Source organism: Paraburkholderia gardini (assembly GCF_907164545.1).
GTDB lineage: Bacteria > Pseudomonadota > Gammaproteobacteria > Burkholderiales > Burkholderiaceae > Paraburkholderia > Paraburkholderia gardini.
Genome location: NZ_CAJQZB010000012.1, coordinates 59837 through 74897, shown reverse-complemented (window position 1 = coordinate 74897; position 15061 = coordinate 59837). Strand labels below are relative to the sequence as shown.

Genomic DNA, 15061 nt, shown 5'->3' with positions numbered 1-15061 from the left:
CGGCTTGAGCGTCCGCGCGCCCGGTGTTCAGCTCATCACCAGTTTCGCGCCGACGAACGTCAGCGTGGCGGCCAGCAGGTTGCGCAGTAGCGCATCGGGCGCGCGCGACGACAGAAAACTGCCGATCGCAATGCCCGGCAGCGACCCCACCAGCAGCGACGCCAGCAGCGACCAGTCGATCGACCCCAATAGCCAGTGCCCGGCGCCCGCGAGGAGCGTGAGCGGCACCGCGTGTGCAATGTCCGAGCCGACGATGCGGGTGGTCGGCAGCGCCGGATAAAGCAGCAGCAGCACGGTCACGCCGATCGCGCCGGCGCCTACCGACGTCAGCGAGACCAGCGTGCCGAGGATCGCACCGGTCAGCACCGTCAGCCAGAATGTGCGCAGCGGCGCCTCGGGCCGTTCGCGGCGCGTGGCGAGGCGGGCAAGCTGCGGGCGGAACACGAGCGCCACTGCTGTAATCAGCAGCGCCACACCCAGCACGACCTGGATCAGCGTGCTGGTGTGCTGGCTGTCCATGCCGTAGCGATGCAGCAGGATCAGCGTCACGGTCGCGGCGGGTACGCTGCCGGCCGCGAGCCGCAGCGTCACGCGCCAGTCGATCGAGCCCTTCAGGCCGTGAACGAGCGTGCCGGTCGCCTTGGTCGCGGCGGCGTAGAGCAGGTCGGTGCCCACGGCGGTTGCCGGATGAACCCCGAACAGCAGCACGAGGATCGGCGTCATCAGGGAGCCGCCGCCGACGCCGGTGAGCCCGACCAGAAAGCCGACGCCGAGGCCGGACAGCGAATACAGCAGGTTGATATGAGGTAGTGACATCGAGGTCGTGGCTTCGCTGACCGTGGGCGGTCTGAAAAAAGGCGGATCGCCGCGAGGGCGAAATACCGTGTGGATGTCCGCGAACGGGCGGCGTCGAGAATCCGCTATTGTCGCAAAACCAGCGGCCTTGCGTACGGCGCATGTGTCTTCGACGGAATGCCGGCCGGATCCGCGTGGCGAAAGTGCCGGATATCGGGATTCAGCGGTCGATGCGCGCAATGCGCCGGATGACGGCGGCTTTGACAGACAGCCGCCGTTGTGGAAAAGAAATGTCAGGCGGTCATCCAGACACTACAGCCAGCGCCAGATGCCCGCGGCCCATCCGGCGGCCGGGATATGAGCCCAGGTCGCCGCGAGCCAGACGACGAGGCCGCCCAAAAGCGCGTGCCAGCCGAATCCGCCCAGCCGCGCACGGCCAGCGGCGATCGCCGCGAACGGCAGGTAGCTCGTCTTCGATTCCCATGCGGGCCAGAGATCGGGCTGGAGCCGCTCTTTCTTCCGGTCCTGCAATGCGGCGCCGACGAGCGCGAGGACGACGATAGCCGCCGCGACCACGATGTTCTTCGTCACCGGAAACACCGCGATGTGGCATAGCCCCCAAAGTGCGAACGACCACATCATCGGGTGGCGCGTCACCGCGTACACGCCGCGCGCCGTTTCCGGGAACGCGCCGGGCCGGCCGCCGGTGGGCAGCGCCGGGTTGCGGACCAGCGAGCCCATCAGGAGGATCGACGCGATCAGCATCACCGCAGTCGCGAGCGCCCAGAGCCCGTTTCCTGCCGGCCACAGCGGTGCCGTCAGGGGCGCGCTCCGGTAGGCCAGGACCAGCCAGCCGAACGTCACGATCGCCACCAGCGAATAGACGCCCTGGAATCCCGCTTCGCCGATTGCACGGACCAGACGCCCGCGCAGCGGATGGGACAGGAGAAAGTGGCTGCCCACGAAGGCGACTGTCGCCACTGCAACTGCATTGATGCTTTCCATTGGCCCGGCTCCTCAAGTCATGTCGTCGGCTGACGGTATGCGCTCATTGTCGACGGCGTGGTGCAGGAATTTCTACTGTCCGTTGTCCTTCAGGCTGTGTTCATCCAGCCGCGTAACGACCTGTTGCAGTTTTTTTGCTCGGGCAATAATAACTTCGTACGACGGTCACGTGGACGACAACGACGAACTTGCGACGGCGTCCATCGTGCGCGGGAATGGGCGGCTGGCTTGCGCTGGCGCGCATTCCGGTCAGGGTTTACCCATTCGGGACGACGCGGCAACGCACCTGCATACAGTTCCTGCATGCCAGCTGGCTTCAGACGCGGGGGCATCTCCACCCAGGAGTGTCCGGCGGTGTTTCCTCAGTTCCACGAACTCACAGGAGATGACAGATGGAAATCCGCAATCCTTCCCCCGGCCTCTACAACGAAGATCTCGCGCCCGCCAGGCAGCGCAACTGGGGCGCCTTCAGTATCTTCAACGTCTGGACCTCGGACGTGCACAGCCTCTGGGGCTATTACCTCGCCGCCAGCCTGTTCCTGCTGTGCGGCAGCTTTATCAATTTCGTGCTGGCGATCGGGCTCAGCTCGCTGGTGATCTTCGCGCTCATGAACCTGATCGGCTACGCCGGCGAGAAGACCGGCGTGCCGTATCCAGTGCTGGCGCGCGCCTCCTTTGGCGTGTGGGGCGCCAACCTCGCAGCCCTGGTGCGCGCCGTGGTCGCCTGTTTCTGGTACGGCGCGCAGACGGCAGCCGCTTCGGGTGCGATGGTTGCGCTGCTGATTCGCAGCGACAGCCTGATGGCGTTCCACAAGGGCCCACAGCTGCTCGGCCACTCACGGCTGGAGGTGATCTGCTACGTGATCATCTGGGCGCTGCAGCTGCTCATCATCCAGAAGGGCATGGAGACGGTGCGCAAATTCCAGGACTGGGCCGGTCCGGCGGTGTGGATCGCGATGCTGATTCTCGCGATCGGCCTGTGCGTCAAGGCCGGCGGCTTCTCGTTCACCCATGGCATTCCGATGAACGTGCTGCTCGACAAGACCCGGGACGTCGGCGTCAGCGGCGAGCCAGGCTCGTTCTGGGCGCTGATGGCAGTGGGCGCGACCTGGATTACCTACTTCGCGGCGCTATATCTGAACTTTTGCGACTTCTCGCGCTACGCCAAAAATCGCGATGCGGTGAAGAAAGGCAATCTGTGGGGCCTGCCGGTCAACCTGATCGCGTTCTCGCTGGTCGCTGGCGTCACCACCATCGCTGCCTTCAAGGTGTACGGCGAAGTGCTGCTCCATCCGGAACAGATCTCGGCCAGGTTCGACAGCTGGGTGCTGGCACTCATCGCGGCGCTGACTTTCGCAGTCGCCACGCTGGGCATCAACGTGGTGGCCAATTTCGTCTCGGCTGCGTTCGACATCTCCAATACGTTCCCCAAGCTGATCAGCTTCAAAAAGGGCGGCTACATCGCCGCGGCCATCGCGCTGGTGCTCTATCCGTTCGCGCCGTGGGAAGGCAACGCCGCGCACTTCGTCAACGCGATCGGCTCCACGATGGGCCCGTTACTGGGGATCATTCTGGTGGACTACTACCTGGTGGCGAGAGGCAACATCAACGTCGCGGCGCTCTACCAGGAGCACGGCGAGTACCGCTACGAAGGCGGCTGGAACATCAACGCGCTGGTTTCCGCGGCTATCGGCAGCGTCTTTTCGACTTTCCTGCCTGATTTCACCAATCTGCTGCCGGTCTGGTGGAATACCTATGGGTGGTTTTTCGGTGTGGCGATCGGCGGCGGCATGTACCTGATCATGGCGACGCTGCGGCCGCGTTCGGCGGTCGCGCCGACGCGCGCTTGAGGTCGAGGGTTTTCCTGCCGGTTTGAATTCTTACGGCCTCACTTACGAAGTTTCGGCGGGAGCGAGCTTCACAAGCAGTCTGGCGGCTTCGTTGCCATGGGACAAGGCGCGCAGTGCAAGGGAGAGCGCCAGCTGCGCGTCGTGGGCGACTGCGCTGCGGTCCTGATCGAAGAGCTTGACGGCGTGGCGCATATGCTGCGCCGCCTGCTCGTGAAGCTCCGCTGCCATTGCGTGATGTTTTGCCACGGTTTCGCTGTTTGCGGCTGAGCCGGTCGATGCAGGTGTTACCGGCGGCGCGCTGGCGCTGTGCGCACCGGCATCGTGTGCCTGGTCGATCGCGTGCAACGTGTGGCCATGGGCCATCATCGCCGGTTGTGCGGCGTGGGCATGGTCTTGACCGGGCTCGAAATGCCGCGATGCCGCGCGGTGATACCGCGCGGCCTGCTCGTGATGTGACGCCGCGGCTTCAAGATGTATTTTCTTGCTGTGCTTCGTGCTCATACCGGCTCCTGCAAGACAGTAAGACCGATTCCGATGACGACCGATTCGAAGACGCGGTGGCGGACCGGAAACCACTGGCCTCGAATTTACACGCACTTGCGCGCTCGATGACGTTTTCAGATTACCCGTTGACCCCGAGTCCTGCGAACCTGGCTTGCGTCTCCTCATACAAATCTGTCCGCGCGGTGAACCGCCGCCTGATGCCCCACGACCTGACCCGCAATACAGTCGCGAACCAGGAAATCCGGCCGGGACGCTCGCATGAGCAGGTCATGCGAAGTTTATGTCACAACGTGATATAAATACTATAATGAACATGAGCCTCATCGTTGTTATCACGGGAAGCAACGCGGGACGCAATGGCGCCGTGGTTGTGCCTGGCTTGCGGGTGGATTTCCGGTGAACAGCCGGAATCAGCCTGCGAACGGGGGCATCGAAGCAGATACCGTGTCGTGACCGCGCGTGCGATTGAGTACATCGGCGACCGGGGTGCCCGTAGCGCCGCCGCGGATGGCTCGACATATGGCAATCGGAAACAATGACCACGGAGGCAAATGATGGGTGGCAAACTTTCCAATCCGGCGCCGCTCGGACTCGCCGGGTTTGCATTCACGACGTGGATGCTCAGCATGGTCAACGCAGGCTGGTTCAATGCCGACGCATTGGGCCTGGTGCTGGCACTGGCGTTCGCTTTCGGCGGCACGGCGCAGATGATCGCGGGCGTGCTCGAATTTCCGCGCGGCAATACGCTCGGGATGGTGGCATTCCTCAGTTATGGCGCGTTCTGGTGGTCCTTCGCCCTGTTTGTCGCGTTCCTCGGCACGAAGGTGCCCGAAGCGTTCGTGGGCTGGTATCTGCTGGTGTGGGGCGTGTTTACGTTTTATATGTGGATTGGCTCCATGCACACCAGTACGTCCGTGCAGGTCGTGTTCCTTGCCCTCTGGATCACCTATCTCCTGCTGGCGATCGGAGCGTGGACGGAGTCCGTTCTCGCCACGCATCTGGGCGGCTATACGGGGCTGATTACGGCCTTGCTGGCGTTCTACGCGTCGGCTGCGATGGTCATCAATGAAAGCTTCGGGCGTGTCGTGCTCCCCACACACCCCTACGTGGAACCCCATCCACAAGTAGCGTAGCGGTTCGGCGCCGGCGGGGCAGCGTGCCCACGGGCGCCTCCGCCGCCGGCATGGCAGCGCAACGTCCTGAAGGAGGAAGCCATGTCTGAGCATCAAATCTTTCCTGTGCCGGCGGACTGGGCAAAGAATGCATGGGCCGACAAGGCCCGTTACGAGGCGATGTACCGGCATTCGACAGAAGACCCGGAGGGTTTTTGGGGCGAGCAGGGCAAACGTCTCGACTGGATCAGGCCGTACACACAGGTGAAAGATGTTTCATTTGCCAGCGACGACCTGCACATCCGATGGTTCCATGACGGTACGCTGAACGCCTGCAGCAATTGCCTCGATCGCCATCTGCGGACGCGCGGCGATCAGGCGGCCATCATCTGGGAAGGCGACGATCCCACTGTCAGCCGGACCCTTACCTATCGCGAACTGCATACGGAAGTCTGCAAGTTCTCCAACGTGCTGAAATCGCTCCGCGTCAAGCGGGGCGACCGTGTGACCATCTACATGCCGATGATCCCCGAGGCGGCCGTTGCGATGCTCGCGTGCGCGCGCATCGGCGCAATTCACTCCGTGGTGTTCGGCGGTTTCTCCCCCGAGGCGCTTGCAAACCGTCTCAAGGACTGTGCTTCCACCATTCTCATCACGGCCGACGAGGGCGTGCGAGGCGGCAACGCGATATCGATGAAGGGAAATGCCGACGCGGCGATGGCGAAATGCCCCGAGGTCGACACGTGCGTGGTGGTCAGGCGTACGGGCGGCAAGATCGAATGGCGTGAAGGCCGCGATCACTGGTATGAGGATCTGATGAGTCGGAGCTCAGCGGATTGCCCGCCAGAGGAAATGAATGCAGAGGATCCGCTGTATATCCTCTACACCTCGGGCTCCACGGGCAAACCCAAAGGCGTCGTGCACACCACCGGTGGCTATCTGACATACGCCGCACTGACGCACCAGTACGTTCTCGACTATCACGATGGCGATGTCTACTGGTGTACCGCCGACGTCGGCTGGGTGACGGGACACAGCTATATCGTCTACGGCCCGCTTGCCAATGGCGCGACCACGGTGATGTTCGAAGGTGTCCCGAACTATCCGGACAGCTCACGATTCTGGCAGGTGTGCGACAAGCATCAGGTGCAAATCATCTACACGGCACCCACCGCGATCCGCGCGTTGATGCGCGACGGAGACGCGCCGGTCAGGAAGACCTCGCGCAAGTCGCTGCGTCTGCTGGGCACGGTCGGCGAGCCGATCAATCCGGCATCGTGGTTGTGGTATTACGAAGTCGTCGGCGAGAAACGGTGCCCCGTGATCGACACCTGGTGGCAAACGGAAACCGGCGGCATTCTGATCGCGCCGCTGCCTGGCGCGATGACGCTCAAACCCGGAGCGGCCACGCGGCCTTTCTTCGGCATACAGCCCGCGCTCGTCGGCGAGAAGGGCGAGGTGATCGAGGGCGCGGGTACCGGCAGCCTGTGCATGCTCGATTCCTGGCCCGGCCAGATGCGTTACGTGTACGGCGACCCGAACCGGATGCGGGAGCAGTACTTCAGCCAGTTCGAAGGCAAGTACTACACCGGCGACGGTTGCTATCGCGATGCAGACGGCGACTACTGGATCACCGGACGGATCGACGACGTCGTCAACGTCTCGGGGCACAGGCTGGGTACCGCCGAAGTGGAAAGCGCGCTGGTGACGCATCCCGACGTTGCCGAGGCGGCAGTGGTCGGCTACCCCCATGCGCTCAAGGGGCAGGGCATCTACGCCTATGTGACGCTCAAGGTCGGCGTCGAGCCGGCGGAGGTGTTGCGCGACGCGCTGGTGGCACTCGTGCGCAAGGAAATCGGCCCGATCGCCAGCCCTGACTTCATTCAGTGGGCACCCGTGCTGCCGAAGACACGCTCAGGCAAGATCATGCGTCGCATCCTGCGGAAGATCGCCGATGGCGATTACGACAATCTGGGCGATGTCTCCACGCTGGCGGATCCACGTGTCGTCAAGGAACTGATCGATCACCGGATAGCGCATTGAAGCGGGGAAAATCAACCAAAGCCCCGGACCCACAGGACGACGCGACCGGTTGTGACAGTGTGACGGTCCCGATACGGTCCGTCATTTTCCGTTGACCGATCTGAGCGCCGAGCGCAGCAGTCCGATCGCGGCCAGAATCCACGTCGCGAAGGCGATCAGCACGGTGATCCGGGCCACGTTGACGAGAAATGGAAGGTGGGCGGCGTCGGCATAAGCGTAGGTGGCGGCAGAGTACATGCCCAGTGGAAAGACGACGGACCATTCGGCAACCGTGTAGCGAACCGGATCGCCGATGATGACATGCTTCTCGATGAAGAGGGCCGCGAGCAGGGGAATCCAGAATGTCGCCATGGCCCAGCACCCGGTAGTCAGTATCTGCAGCACGAGCTGGCCGTCGCCCGGCCAACCCGCCGGATTGTGCGTCGCCAGAATGAGACGGCTGCCGGCGAACGTGGTAATGGCCATCGCGCCCATGTTGATCCACCACGGCTCCGTGAGGTCCGCTGCCCTCATGGGCACGAAGCACCATCGATAGAAAATCAGCGTGATCAGCATCATGTACAGAATGCCGCCGAGCAGCCACGCCGCGAGCGCCAGCAGGTCGAGCGGCACGGAGGCGCCGTGGATCGGTGAGACGGCCGTCGCGAGGACCGCAATGGACTCGGTGGCGACGACCAGCAGCAGCCACGTTCCGTTGAGTCCGGCGTGCAGGCCGGGCTTCCTTTGCCCGATGGTCATTGCGGCGAGGAACGTATACGCGACGACGAGCCAGAGCCCGGCCGCGAGACCCAGCAGCCACGGCAACGCTTGTGGCAGGACGTGACAGATCGACAACTGGCTGCCGAGCACCGCGGTCGCCGCGACGAGCGTGAGAAACCCGGGCCCGCGGCCGTGATCGACGATATCGGCATGCACCGCGCGCGGATAGCGCAGAAGCCGGCATAGCGTAATCGCAAGCAGGACGGGCCAGGCCACGGCATTGATGCCGAGAAGGATCCATCCTGCGACGTCGTAGCCGGTGAGATGCGCCGCGATCGAGACGACGCCCGTCGCCATGACCATCGCGAAGGCCGTTGGTGGAAATTCCCGCAGCCAGGATTGACCAGGATCGAACGTCGACATTCGTTGCTCCCTGACGCCTGCGCGCACCTCGACTCTTCGCTGGTATTCGATATGGCTCGGGGCCGGATTGACCCCGGGGACAAACGGGAGGAAAACATCCGGACACCGATCGGCCCGCGGCGATGCCTGATGGGCATCGACACGCACTGCCGGCGGAGTTACCGTTCCGGCCGACACGGATTACTCATCCACTCATGCAACCCGATTCGACTGCATGTGGCCCGGCATCGGTGCGCCGGATTCAGGCCTTTTTCACGTAAGCGTTACACCATCCCTTTGCATAAACCAGCTTGCCGCCGTAGGTTGGACAGGGGCCTGTCATCGAGCCCGGTTTGCCCTGATACAGCTGGCAATTGGCGCAGGTCTGCCCAGTCTGATAGCGGGGGAATTTAGTCTTGTCCACTTTCGCGGCATCTGCCTTGTAGCCAAGTGCCTGTGCGGTCGGATCGTTCTCGGCAAGCAACGGGGCGTCGGCTCGCGACTCAGTGGAAAGAACCGTCGTTGATGCGACGGATGCGGCAAGGATCATGAAACGCCGGCGGGAGAAGGCCATGACATGGGCTCCTGTAGAAAATGGAGCCGACGGGTGCAAGGTGTGTCACCCTTTGTCCGGTCACGGTGACTGGATCCTGTCGGTCCATGAACGACCGGGCAGCATACGCCATACCCACCGATGAAATAACTGGATTGCTGGCGCTTCGCGTGCCTTGAAATCAGTATGTTTTGTGATTTCGCTGGCATTGGCTGGATAGTGCCAATGCCATGATAATTGTATCACGATGTGATGTATATCTGTGCGTGGGACGGGCGACCAGGGGGCATGTTTCACGCCAGGGCGTGACGCGCCAACGCACCATGCTTGACCCGTTCAAGCGCAACCTGATTCAGATAGCTGGCTAGCTGCTGCATTTACCCTTCATGCCCGCCACCTCTCTCGCTGTCGAACATCACGAATGCACGTAGTAGCCGGGCTGGTCGATGTCGGTGAGCAGGTCCGGCCCGACTGGCCGCCAGCCCAGCAGTTCCTGCGTCCGCTGGCTGGAGGCGGGAATGTCCACTGTCGCGAACAGCGCGAACCAGCCGAAGTGCTCGTTCGCTTCTTCCAGGTGCTGGCTAACGACCGGCAGGTTCAGGCGGCGGCCGATCACGCCGGCGATCTCCCTGAACGGCACGCCTTCGTCGGCTATCGCGTGGTACCGCGCACCGGCGTGACCCTTTTCAAGAACGAGCCGGTAGAGATGGGCCGCATCGAGACGGTGTACTGCGGGCCAGCGGTTGAGTCCGTCACCTGCATAGGCCGAAACGCCTTTCTCGCGTGCGATGGCGATGAGCCCTGGAACAAAGCCGTGGTCGCCGTCGCCGTGCACCGATGGGGCAAGGCGTACCGTGGAGGCGCGCACGCCGCGTGCCGTCAGCGAGACCGCTATCTCTTCGACAGAGCGCGGAAACGTGGCGTTGGGAGCGCGTACAGTTGCCTCGTCCGCGATGCGGCCCGGTGCCAGGAGCGCCACTCCGGAGGTGAGGATGAGCGGCCGGTCGGAGCCTTCGAGCGCGGCGCCGAGCGCCTCGATGGCGCGCCGTTCCGTCTCGCAGTTCCCGGCGAATTTCGAGAAGTCGTGGTTGAAGGCCATATGAATCACGCCGTCCGCCGCGAGCGCGCCGCGCTGCAGGCTGTCGAGATCCTCGAGCGAACCGCGATGCACGTCGGCCCCTGCCGCGACAAGCGACGCAGCCCCTCTATCGGAGCGCGCGAGACCGAGCACCTTGTGCCCCGCATCGATCAATTCCCTGACGACTGCGGAGCCGACGAAGCCGGTTGCGCCGGTCACAAAAACTTTCATGGACATTCTCCCGAACCAAAGTAGACGGGAGTGATTCTTGGCGCGTACGCTATCGGGGTAAAGTAGTGACGTTATACGGGTATAGCGGTTAACAGGATACGAATGCCGGCTGCAAACGACAAACTGCTTGGAACCTACCTGAAGGACCGCCGCACGAAACTCGATCCGGCGACCTTCGGCTTTACGTTGACCCGTCGGCGCACGCCAGGGCTGCGGCGTGAAGAAGTCGCCCAGCGCGCCAACGTCAGCGCGACCTGGTACACCTGGCTGGAGCAGGGCCGGGGTGGTGCCCCATCGGCCGACGTACTCGAGCGCATCGCGCGGGCGTTGCTGCTGACAGACGTCGAGCGCGAGCACCTGTTTCTGCTTGGCCTCGGCCGCCCGCCGGAGGTCCGATACCAGGCAAGCGAAGGGGTTACGCCGCGACTGCAACGCGTACTCGACGCACTGGAACCCAGTCCCGCCCTGATCAAGACTGCCACCTGGGACGTGGTCGCCTGGAACCGCGCCGCCACCGCGGCGCTCATCGACTACGGCGTGCTCGCGCCGGAGCAGCGCAACGTCTTGCGCCTCGTCTTCTGCGACCCGCGCGTACGCGCCGCGCAGTTCGATTGGGAGAGCGCGGCCCGGTTCGTGGTGGGGGCGTTCCGGGCGGATGCCGCACGTGCCGGGGCCACGGGCCAGGTGGCCGCGCTGGTGGACGAACTGTGCCGGCTGAGCCCGGAATTCGAGGTGATGTGGCGCGACCATGACGTCCGCGCTCACGGTGAGGGAGTCAAGCACCTGCGGCATCCGGTTGCCGGTACGATCGCGTTCGAATATTCAGCTTTCGCCGTCGACGGCCGGCCCGATCTCAGTCTGGTGGTCTACAACCCGGCAACGCCAGCCGACGTGGAACGGGTGAGGTCGCTGATCGAATCCCGGTCCGCAACGTTTCGGTGATTCGTGCATGGCGTCCGCGTTTTCGCCGGGAAAATGTAAAACGACGCGAACATCAATATCGGCTGAAAGCCTGGGACTGTCGCTGGCCGGGGAAATCTGTCAACGGCAGGCGCCGCATACGCCGGTTCGCGACACAGCAAGCAGGATGGTGGCCCGTAACGACGGGCCACCTTGCTTTCAATCCGCAGAATGAAAGGTTGCTTCCTCGTAAGGAAAGCGGTCGATTCCGGTTGGGTCGACTAGTGCCCGGACAGCAGGACGTTTGCAATGACACCCGTCGCGATGGCGGCGAGTACATAGTCTCCGTTCACGCCGACCCACTGATACCCGCGCGGCGGTGCCTGCAGGCCGTGCTCGTGCCAGTTGTCGACAACGTAATTACGCTCGCGGTACTCTGCCGGGAGTCGCTCACCCTTGTGCCAGTCGTTGTGGGGAACAGGACCGCCCGGCCCTCCCATGGCCGCCTCGCGCGGGGCAGGCGCGTGACCATGTCCATGCCCATGCTGGTCGTGACCCTGATTGGGTTTGCCGTGCGAAGGCTGGCCGCCGTGATTGTTCTCGTGTTGCTGCGCAAAAACGGCAACGGGCGCGCCGAGTAGCGAAATGATCAAAAGAGGTGCGACGATTATCGACTTCATGACTTTGCCTTTAGGAGAATGGCCCGATAACAGTTTGGCGTTTGAAAGGTGTGTCTGTCGTGAAGCGCCGGCTGCGTGTCGATTGTCTGGCCGCGCGACGTGGTTCGTTCATCGACGTTCGCAACATCTGCGCTGGCAAATAATGTCATAAGAACGCGTGTTCGCCAAAACCATGCGTGATTGCCTCAATACCCGTGTGCCGGGTTACCGGAAGCGGCATTTCCCGTCCGGACGCCCGTCGTCCGGATATTCGTCGACAAGCGGAGTCCTCAGCTTCGCAGTTCATCAGCAAGTCCGATAAAAATGAATCCCGGCGTCGCCTGCGCATTTCTCGCTTTCACGTTGTGGGGCCTGTTTCCGCTCTACTTCAAGTCGTTGCATCAGATCGCCGCGCTCGAAATGCTCGCGCACCGGATGGTGTGGTCGATGCTGTTTCTCTTCATCGTGCTGACCCTGCGCATGCACTGGCGCTGGCTTGGACCGGTGCTGCGCGACCGGCGTCTGCTTGCGCGCTTCGCGGCGAGCGCGGTGCTGCTGTCGTCGAACTGGGGCATCTATATCTGGGCCGTCAACGCCGACCATATCGTCGAGGCGAGTCTGGGGTACTTCATCAATCCGCTGATCAACGTGCTGTTCGGGCTCGTGTTTCTCAACGAGCGCCTGCGACGCATGCAGTGGTTCGCGGTCGCGATCGCGACCGCCGGCGTCGTATGGCTTACCTGGGAGAACGGGCATTTGCCGTGGATCAGTCTTGTGCTCGCGGTGAGCTTCGCGGGTTACGGGTTGCTGCGCAAGACCGCGAAGCTCGGCGCGCTCGAAGGGCTGACGCTTGAAACCGTGCTGCTCTTTCCGGTCGCGGTGCTGTATCTGGCGTGGCTGGCCGCGCGTGGCGACAACGCTTTTGTCAGCGCCTCGTGGGGCGTTCAGGTGCTGCTTGCGATGGCGGGGCCGATCACCGCGATTCCGCTGTTGCTGTTCGCGGCCGGCGCGCGACGGATTCCCTATTCGATGCTCGGCCCGATCCAGTATGTGACGCCGACACTGCAACTGCTGATCGGCGTGGCGATCTATCGCGAGCCGTTTAGCGGCACGCAGTTGATCGGCTATGGAGCGATCTGGATCGCGCTGGCGGTGTATTCGCTCGAAGGCGTGTGGCGTGCGAGGTTTCCGGCGCGCGTAACGTAGCGTTCACGCTGGCATGCGCTGTCTGCGTGACGATTCGCGGAAGGGAAACGATGCGCTAAAAGCAGGGAGTGCGGTGCGAACGTCGAGCGAGGTTCGCGAAACCCGGACGGCGCAGCCGCCCGGTCATGCGATGAATCAGCGCTTTTTCTGCGCTTCGGCGACGTGGGGCGCTACCTTGATCGGTGTCGAGCCGAAAGGTGTCGAAGCCGGTGCGGTCTTTTTCGCCTGTTTGGGTTTTTTGACTTCGCGATTGCTGCGTAGTTGACCTTTTGCCATGACGCTACTCCCGTTGCGTGTATCGCTGACCAGATGGTTCTAGCGTCTCGTGAGTGTGCGCTGTTTCAGCGTTGCTGTCGCGCAGCATTTTTGCGGCCATGAAGACATTGTCCGGTGAAGCGCGGTTTGCTCAAACGCACCTTCCGAAAATGTTCTGGCGAATCCTGGCTAAAGGTGACGCCCTATGCATCGGGCGCGTCCTAAAGGCAAACCCTGATTGCTGCGATGAATTAAGCGCTGCTATGGTTTGCACGTTTGTGGAAGCGCTTCCACTTCGCGCCCCGCAACGATCTGTCCAAACGAATGCGTGCAGGAGAATCCGTGGCAAACGACATATCCGCTCTCGCTGACGACGTGTTTTCGCCGCCGTCCGATTCCGCGCTCTGGCGCAAGGATTTCCTGCTGGGCGCGGCGACTGCCGCGTACCAGATCGAAGGCGCCGCACAGGAAGACGGCCGCTTGCCGTCGATCTGGGACACGTTCTCGGCGCTTCCCGGCAAGGTGCTGGCGGGCGACACGGGCGCCGTCGCCTGTGATCACTACAACCGTTGGGAAAGCGATCTCGACATGCTGTCGGCGCTGAACGTCGATGCGTACCGGCTGTCGATTGCGTGGCCGCGCGTCATGGACGAAACCGGCCGCCCTAACCGGAAAGGTCTCGATTTCTACAGGCGCCTGCTGGGACGCCTGAAGGAGAAGGGCCTCAAGACGTTCGTCACGCTGTATCACTGGGACTTGCCACAGCATCTGGAAGATCGCGGCGGCTGGCTCAATCGCGACGTGGCGTACCGCTTTGCCGATTACGCCGATCTGATGAGCCGTGAACTCGCGGGCCAGGTCGATGCATGGATGACGCTAAACGAGCCGTGGTGCTCGGCGTTTCTCGGCTATGGCAACGGCCATCACGCACCGGGTCTGGCGAACGGCCGCTTTGCGACCCAGGCGATGCATCATCTGCTGCTCGCGCACGGCATGGCGATTCCGGTGCTGCGTGCGAACGATCCGGTTTCGCAAAAGGGTATCGTTGCCAACATCGGGCGCGGCACGCCGAACTCCGGCAGTGCGGCCGACCGGCGCGCCGCGCATCTCTTCGAGGTGCAGCACAACGCATGGATTCTCGATCCGCTGCTCAAGGGGGTTTACCCGGAAGATCTGTTCGAACTGTGGCCGGGCACCGATCCGCTCGTGTTGCAGGGCGACATGAAGACGATCGCCGCGCCGCTCGATTTTCTCGGCATCAACTATTACTTTCGCACGAACGTGAAGAGCGATGGCGCGCACGGCTTTACGGAAGTGCCGCTGGAAGGCGTCGAGCGCACGCAGATGGGCTGGGAGGTCTATCCGGACGGCCTGCGCGATCTGCTGACCGGCTTTAACGAAACCTACGCCGCGCTGCCGCCCATTTACATTACGGAAAACGGCATGGCGTCGGACGACAATGTGATCGATGGCCGCGTCGACGACGCCCAGCGTATTGCGTTTCTCAAGCGCCACCTTGCCGCTGTCGATGAAGTGATCAAAAAAGGTGTGGATATTCGTGGCTACTTCGTGTGGTCGCTGATGGACAACTTCGAATGGGCGTTCGGCTATGAGCGCCGCTTTGGCATCGTGCATGTCGACTACGATACGCAAAAGCGCACCTTCAAGCGCAGTGCGGAACTGATCGCGAAGTTTTTGAAGGAGCGCGCCGCACGCGCTTGAGCGGGTTATATCCGGTTGTCCCTGTATCGGTCTGGAAACACGGGCGC

14 protein-coding genes are annotated in these 15061 nt (G+C 62.8%); 6 read left to right on the top strand and 8 right to left on the bottom strand.

Annotated elements, in window-relative coordinates; translation table 11 throughout:
• Nucleotides 1–27: 27 nt before the first annotated feature.
• Together LPA37_RS11165 and LPA37_RS11160 are read right to left on the bottom strand one after the other, a co-directional pair.
• The gene (locus LPA37_RS11165) at nucleotides 28–816 is read right to left on the bottom strand and encodes a sulfite exporter TauE/SafE family protein (protein ID WP_228974877.1); all 789 of its coding nucleotides are present in this window, start codon (nucleotides 814–816) and stop codon (nucleotides 28–30) included.
• 291 nt (nucleotides 817–1107) lie between these two features.
• Nucleotides 1108–1800, bottom strand: a complete 693-nt coding sequence (locus LPA37_RS11160) for an NnrU family protein (protein WP_229012568.1) — start codon at nucleotides 1798–1800, stop codon at nucleotides 1108–1110.
• A 392-nt stretch (nucleotides 1801–2192) separates the two neighbouring features.
• On the opposite strand from LPA37_RS11160, the gene LPA37_RS11155 reads away from it, so the two are divergent.
• The gene (locus LPA37_RS11155; RefSeq protein ID WP_228974873.1) at nucleotides 2193–3650 is read left to right on the top strand and encodes an NCS1 family nucleobase:cation symporter-1; all 1458 of its coding nucleotides are present in this window, start codon (nucleotides 2193–2195) and stop codon (nucleotides 3648–3650) included.
• A gap of 42 nt (nucleotides 3651–3692) precedes the next feature.
• Here LPA37_RS11155 and LPA37_RS11150 read toward each other — a convergent pair whose 3' ends face one another.
• Nucleotides 3693–4151: a hypothetical protein gene (locus tag LPA37_RS11150; RefSeq protein ID WP_228974871.1), complete on the bottom strand. Its 459-nt coding sequence runs from the start codon at nucleotides 4149–4151 to the stop codon at nucleotides 3693–3695.
• A 557-nt stretch (nucleotides 4152–4708) separates the two neighbouring features.
• Here LPA37_RS11150 and LPA37_RS11145 point away from each other — a divergent pair.
• Together LPA37_RS11145 and acs are read left to right on the top strand one after the other, a co-directional pair.
• Entirely contained in the window at nucleotides 4709–5287 is a 579-nt protein-coding gene (locus tag LPA37_RS11145) for an acetate uptake transporter (RefSeq protein ID WP_229012567.1), read from the top strand.
• 81 nt (nucleotides 5288–5368) lie between these two features.
• Nucleotides 5369–7309: an acetate--CoA ligase gene (gene acs, locus LPA37_RS11140; RefSeq protein ID WP_228974869.1), complete on the top strand. Its 1941-nt coding sequence runs from the start codon at nucleotides 5369–5371 to the stop codon at nucleotides 7307–7309.
• Nucleotides 7310–7390: 81 nt separating this feature from the next.
• Here the strand turns inward: acs and LPA37_RS11135 are convergent, their stop codons facing one another.
• The 3 genes from LPA37_RS11135 to LPA37_RS11125 form a co-directional block, all read right to left on the bottom strand.
• Entirely contained in the window at nucleotides 7391–8608 is a 1218-nt protein-coding gene (locus LPA37_RS11135) for a tellurite resistance/C4-dicarboxylate transporter family protein (protein WP_229012566.1), read from the bottom strand.
• Nucleotides 8609–8672: 64 nt separating this feature from the next.
• On the bottom strand, nucleotides 8673–8984 hold the full coding sequence (locus tag LPA37_RS11130) for a high-potential iron-sulfur protein (protein WP_228974864.1): 312 nt from the start codon (nucleotides 8982–8984) through the stop codon (nucleotides 8673–8675).
• A 394-nt stretch (nucleotides 8985–9378) separates the two neighbouring features.
• Nucleotides 9379–10272 (bottom strand): SDR family oxidoreductase, encoded by an 894-nt coding sequence (locus LPA37_RS11125; RefSeq protein WP_229012565.1) that lies wholly within the window; start codon nucleotides 10270–10272, stop codon nucleotides 9379–9381.
• 102 nt (nucleotides 10273–10374) lie between these two features.
• Here LPA37_RS11125 and LPA37_RS11120 point away from each other — a divergent pair, with 102 nt between their 5' ends.
• On the top strand, nucleotides 10375–11214 hold the full coding sequence (locus tag LPA37_RS11120) for a helix-turn-helix transcriptional regulator (protein ID WP_228974860.1): 840 nt from the start codon (nucleotides 10375–10377) through the stop codon (nucleotides 11212–11214).
• A 239-nt stretch (nucleotides 11215–11453) separates the two neighbouring features.
• Here LPA37_RS11120 and LPA37_RS11115 read toward each other — a convergent pair whose 3' ends face one another.
• Nucleotides 11454–11852, bottom strand: a complete 399-nt coding sequence (locus tag LPA37_RS11115) for an RcnB family protein (RefSeq protein ID WP_228974858.1) — start codon at nucleotides 11850–11852, stop codon at nucleotides 11454–11456.
• A 303-nt stretch (nucleotides 11853–12155) separates the two neighbouring features.
• On the opposite strand from LPA37_RS11115, the gene rarD reads away from it, so the two are divergent.
• Nucleotides 12156–13037 (top strand): EamA family transporter RarD, encoded by an 882-nt coding sequence (gene rarD / locus LPA37_RS11110; protein WP_229012564.1) that lies wholly within the window; start codon nucleotides 12156–12158, stop codon nucleotides 13035–13037.
• Between the two features lie 135 nt (nucleotides 13038–13172).
• Here the strand turns inward: rarD and LPA37_RS11105 are convergent, their stop codons facing one another.
• Nucleotides 13173–13313 carry a hypothetical protein gene (locus LPA37_RS11105; protein ID WP_176954112.1) on the bottom strand — a complete coding sequence of 47 codons (141 nt, stop codon included), beginning with the start codon at nucleotides 13311–13313 and terminating at the stop codon, nucleotides 13173–13175.
• Nucleotides 13314–13634: 321 nt separating this feature from the next.
• Between LPA37_RS11105 and LPA37_RS11100 the strand changes: the two genes are divergently transcribed.
• Nucleotides 13635–15014: a GH1 family beta-glucosidase gene (locus LPA37_RS11100; protein ID WP_407672512.1), complete on the top strand. Its 1380-nt coding sequence runs from the start codon at nucleotides 13635–13637 to the stop codon at nucleotides 15012–15014.
• The last annotated feature ends 47 nt before the right edge of the window (nucleotides 15015–15061 follow it).

Coding starts and splice junctions, on each gene's coding strand:
- acs (WP_228974869.1), top strand. CDS start 5,369: ATGTCTGAGCATCAAATCTTTCCTGTGCCGGCGGACTGGGCAAAGAAT.
- LPA37_RS11105 (WP_176954112.1), bottom strand. CDS start 13,313: ATGGCAAAAGGTCAACTACGCAGCAATCGCGAAGTCAAAAAACCCAAA.
- LPA37_RS11120 (WP_228974860.1), top strand. CDS start 10,375: ATGCCGGCTGCAAACGACAAACTGCTTGGAACCTACCTGAAGGACCGC.
- LPA37_RS11150 (WP_228974871.1), bottom strand. CDS start 4,151: ATGAGCACGAAGCACAGCAAGAAAATACATCTTGAAGCCGCGGCGTCA.
- LPA37_RS11145 (WP_229012567.1), top strand. CDS start 4,709: ATGGGTGGCAAACTTTCCAATCCGGCGCCGCTCGGACTCGCCGGGTTT.
- LPA37_RS11130 (WP_228974864.1), bottom strand. CDS start 8,984: ATGGCCTTCTCCCGCCGGCGTTTCATGATCCTTGCCGCATCCGTCGCA.
- LPA37_RS11155 (WP_228974873.1), top strand. CDS start 2,193: ATGGAAATCCGCAATCCTTCCCCCGGCCTCTACAACGAAGATCTCGCG.
- rarD (WP_229012564.1), top strand. CDS start 12,156: ATGAATCCCGGCGTCGCCTGCGCATTTCTCGCTTTCACGTTGTGGGGC.
- LPA37_RS11165 (WP_228974877.1), bottom strand. CDS start 816: ATGTCACTACCTCATATCAACCTGCTGTATTCGCTGTCCGGCCTCGGC.
- LPA37_RS11160 (WP_229012568.1), bottom strand. CDS start 1,800: ATGGAAAGCATCAATGCAGTTGCAGTGGCGACAGTCGCCTTCGTGGGC.
- LPA37_RS11115 (WP_228974858.1), bottom strand. CDS start 11,852: ATGAAGTCGATAATCGTCGCACCTCTTTTGATCATTTCGCTACTCGGC.
- LPA37_RS11125 (WP_229012565.1), bottom strand. CDS start 10,272: ATGAAAGTTTTTGTGACCGGCGCAACCGGCTTCGTCGGCTCCGCAGTC.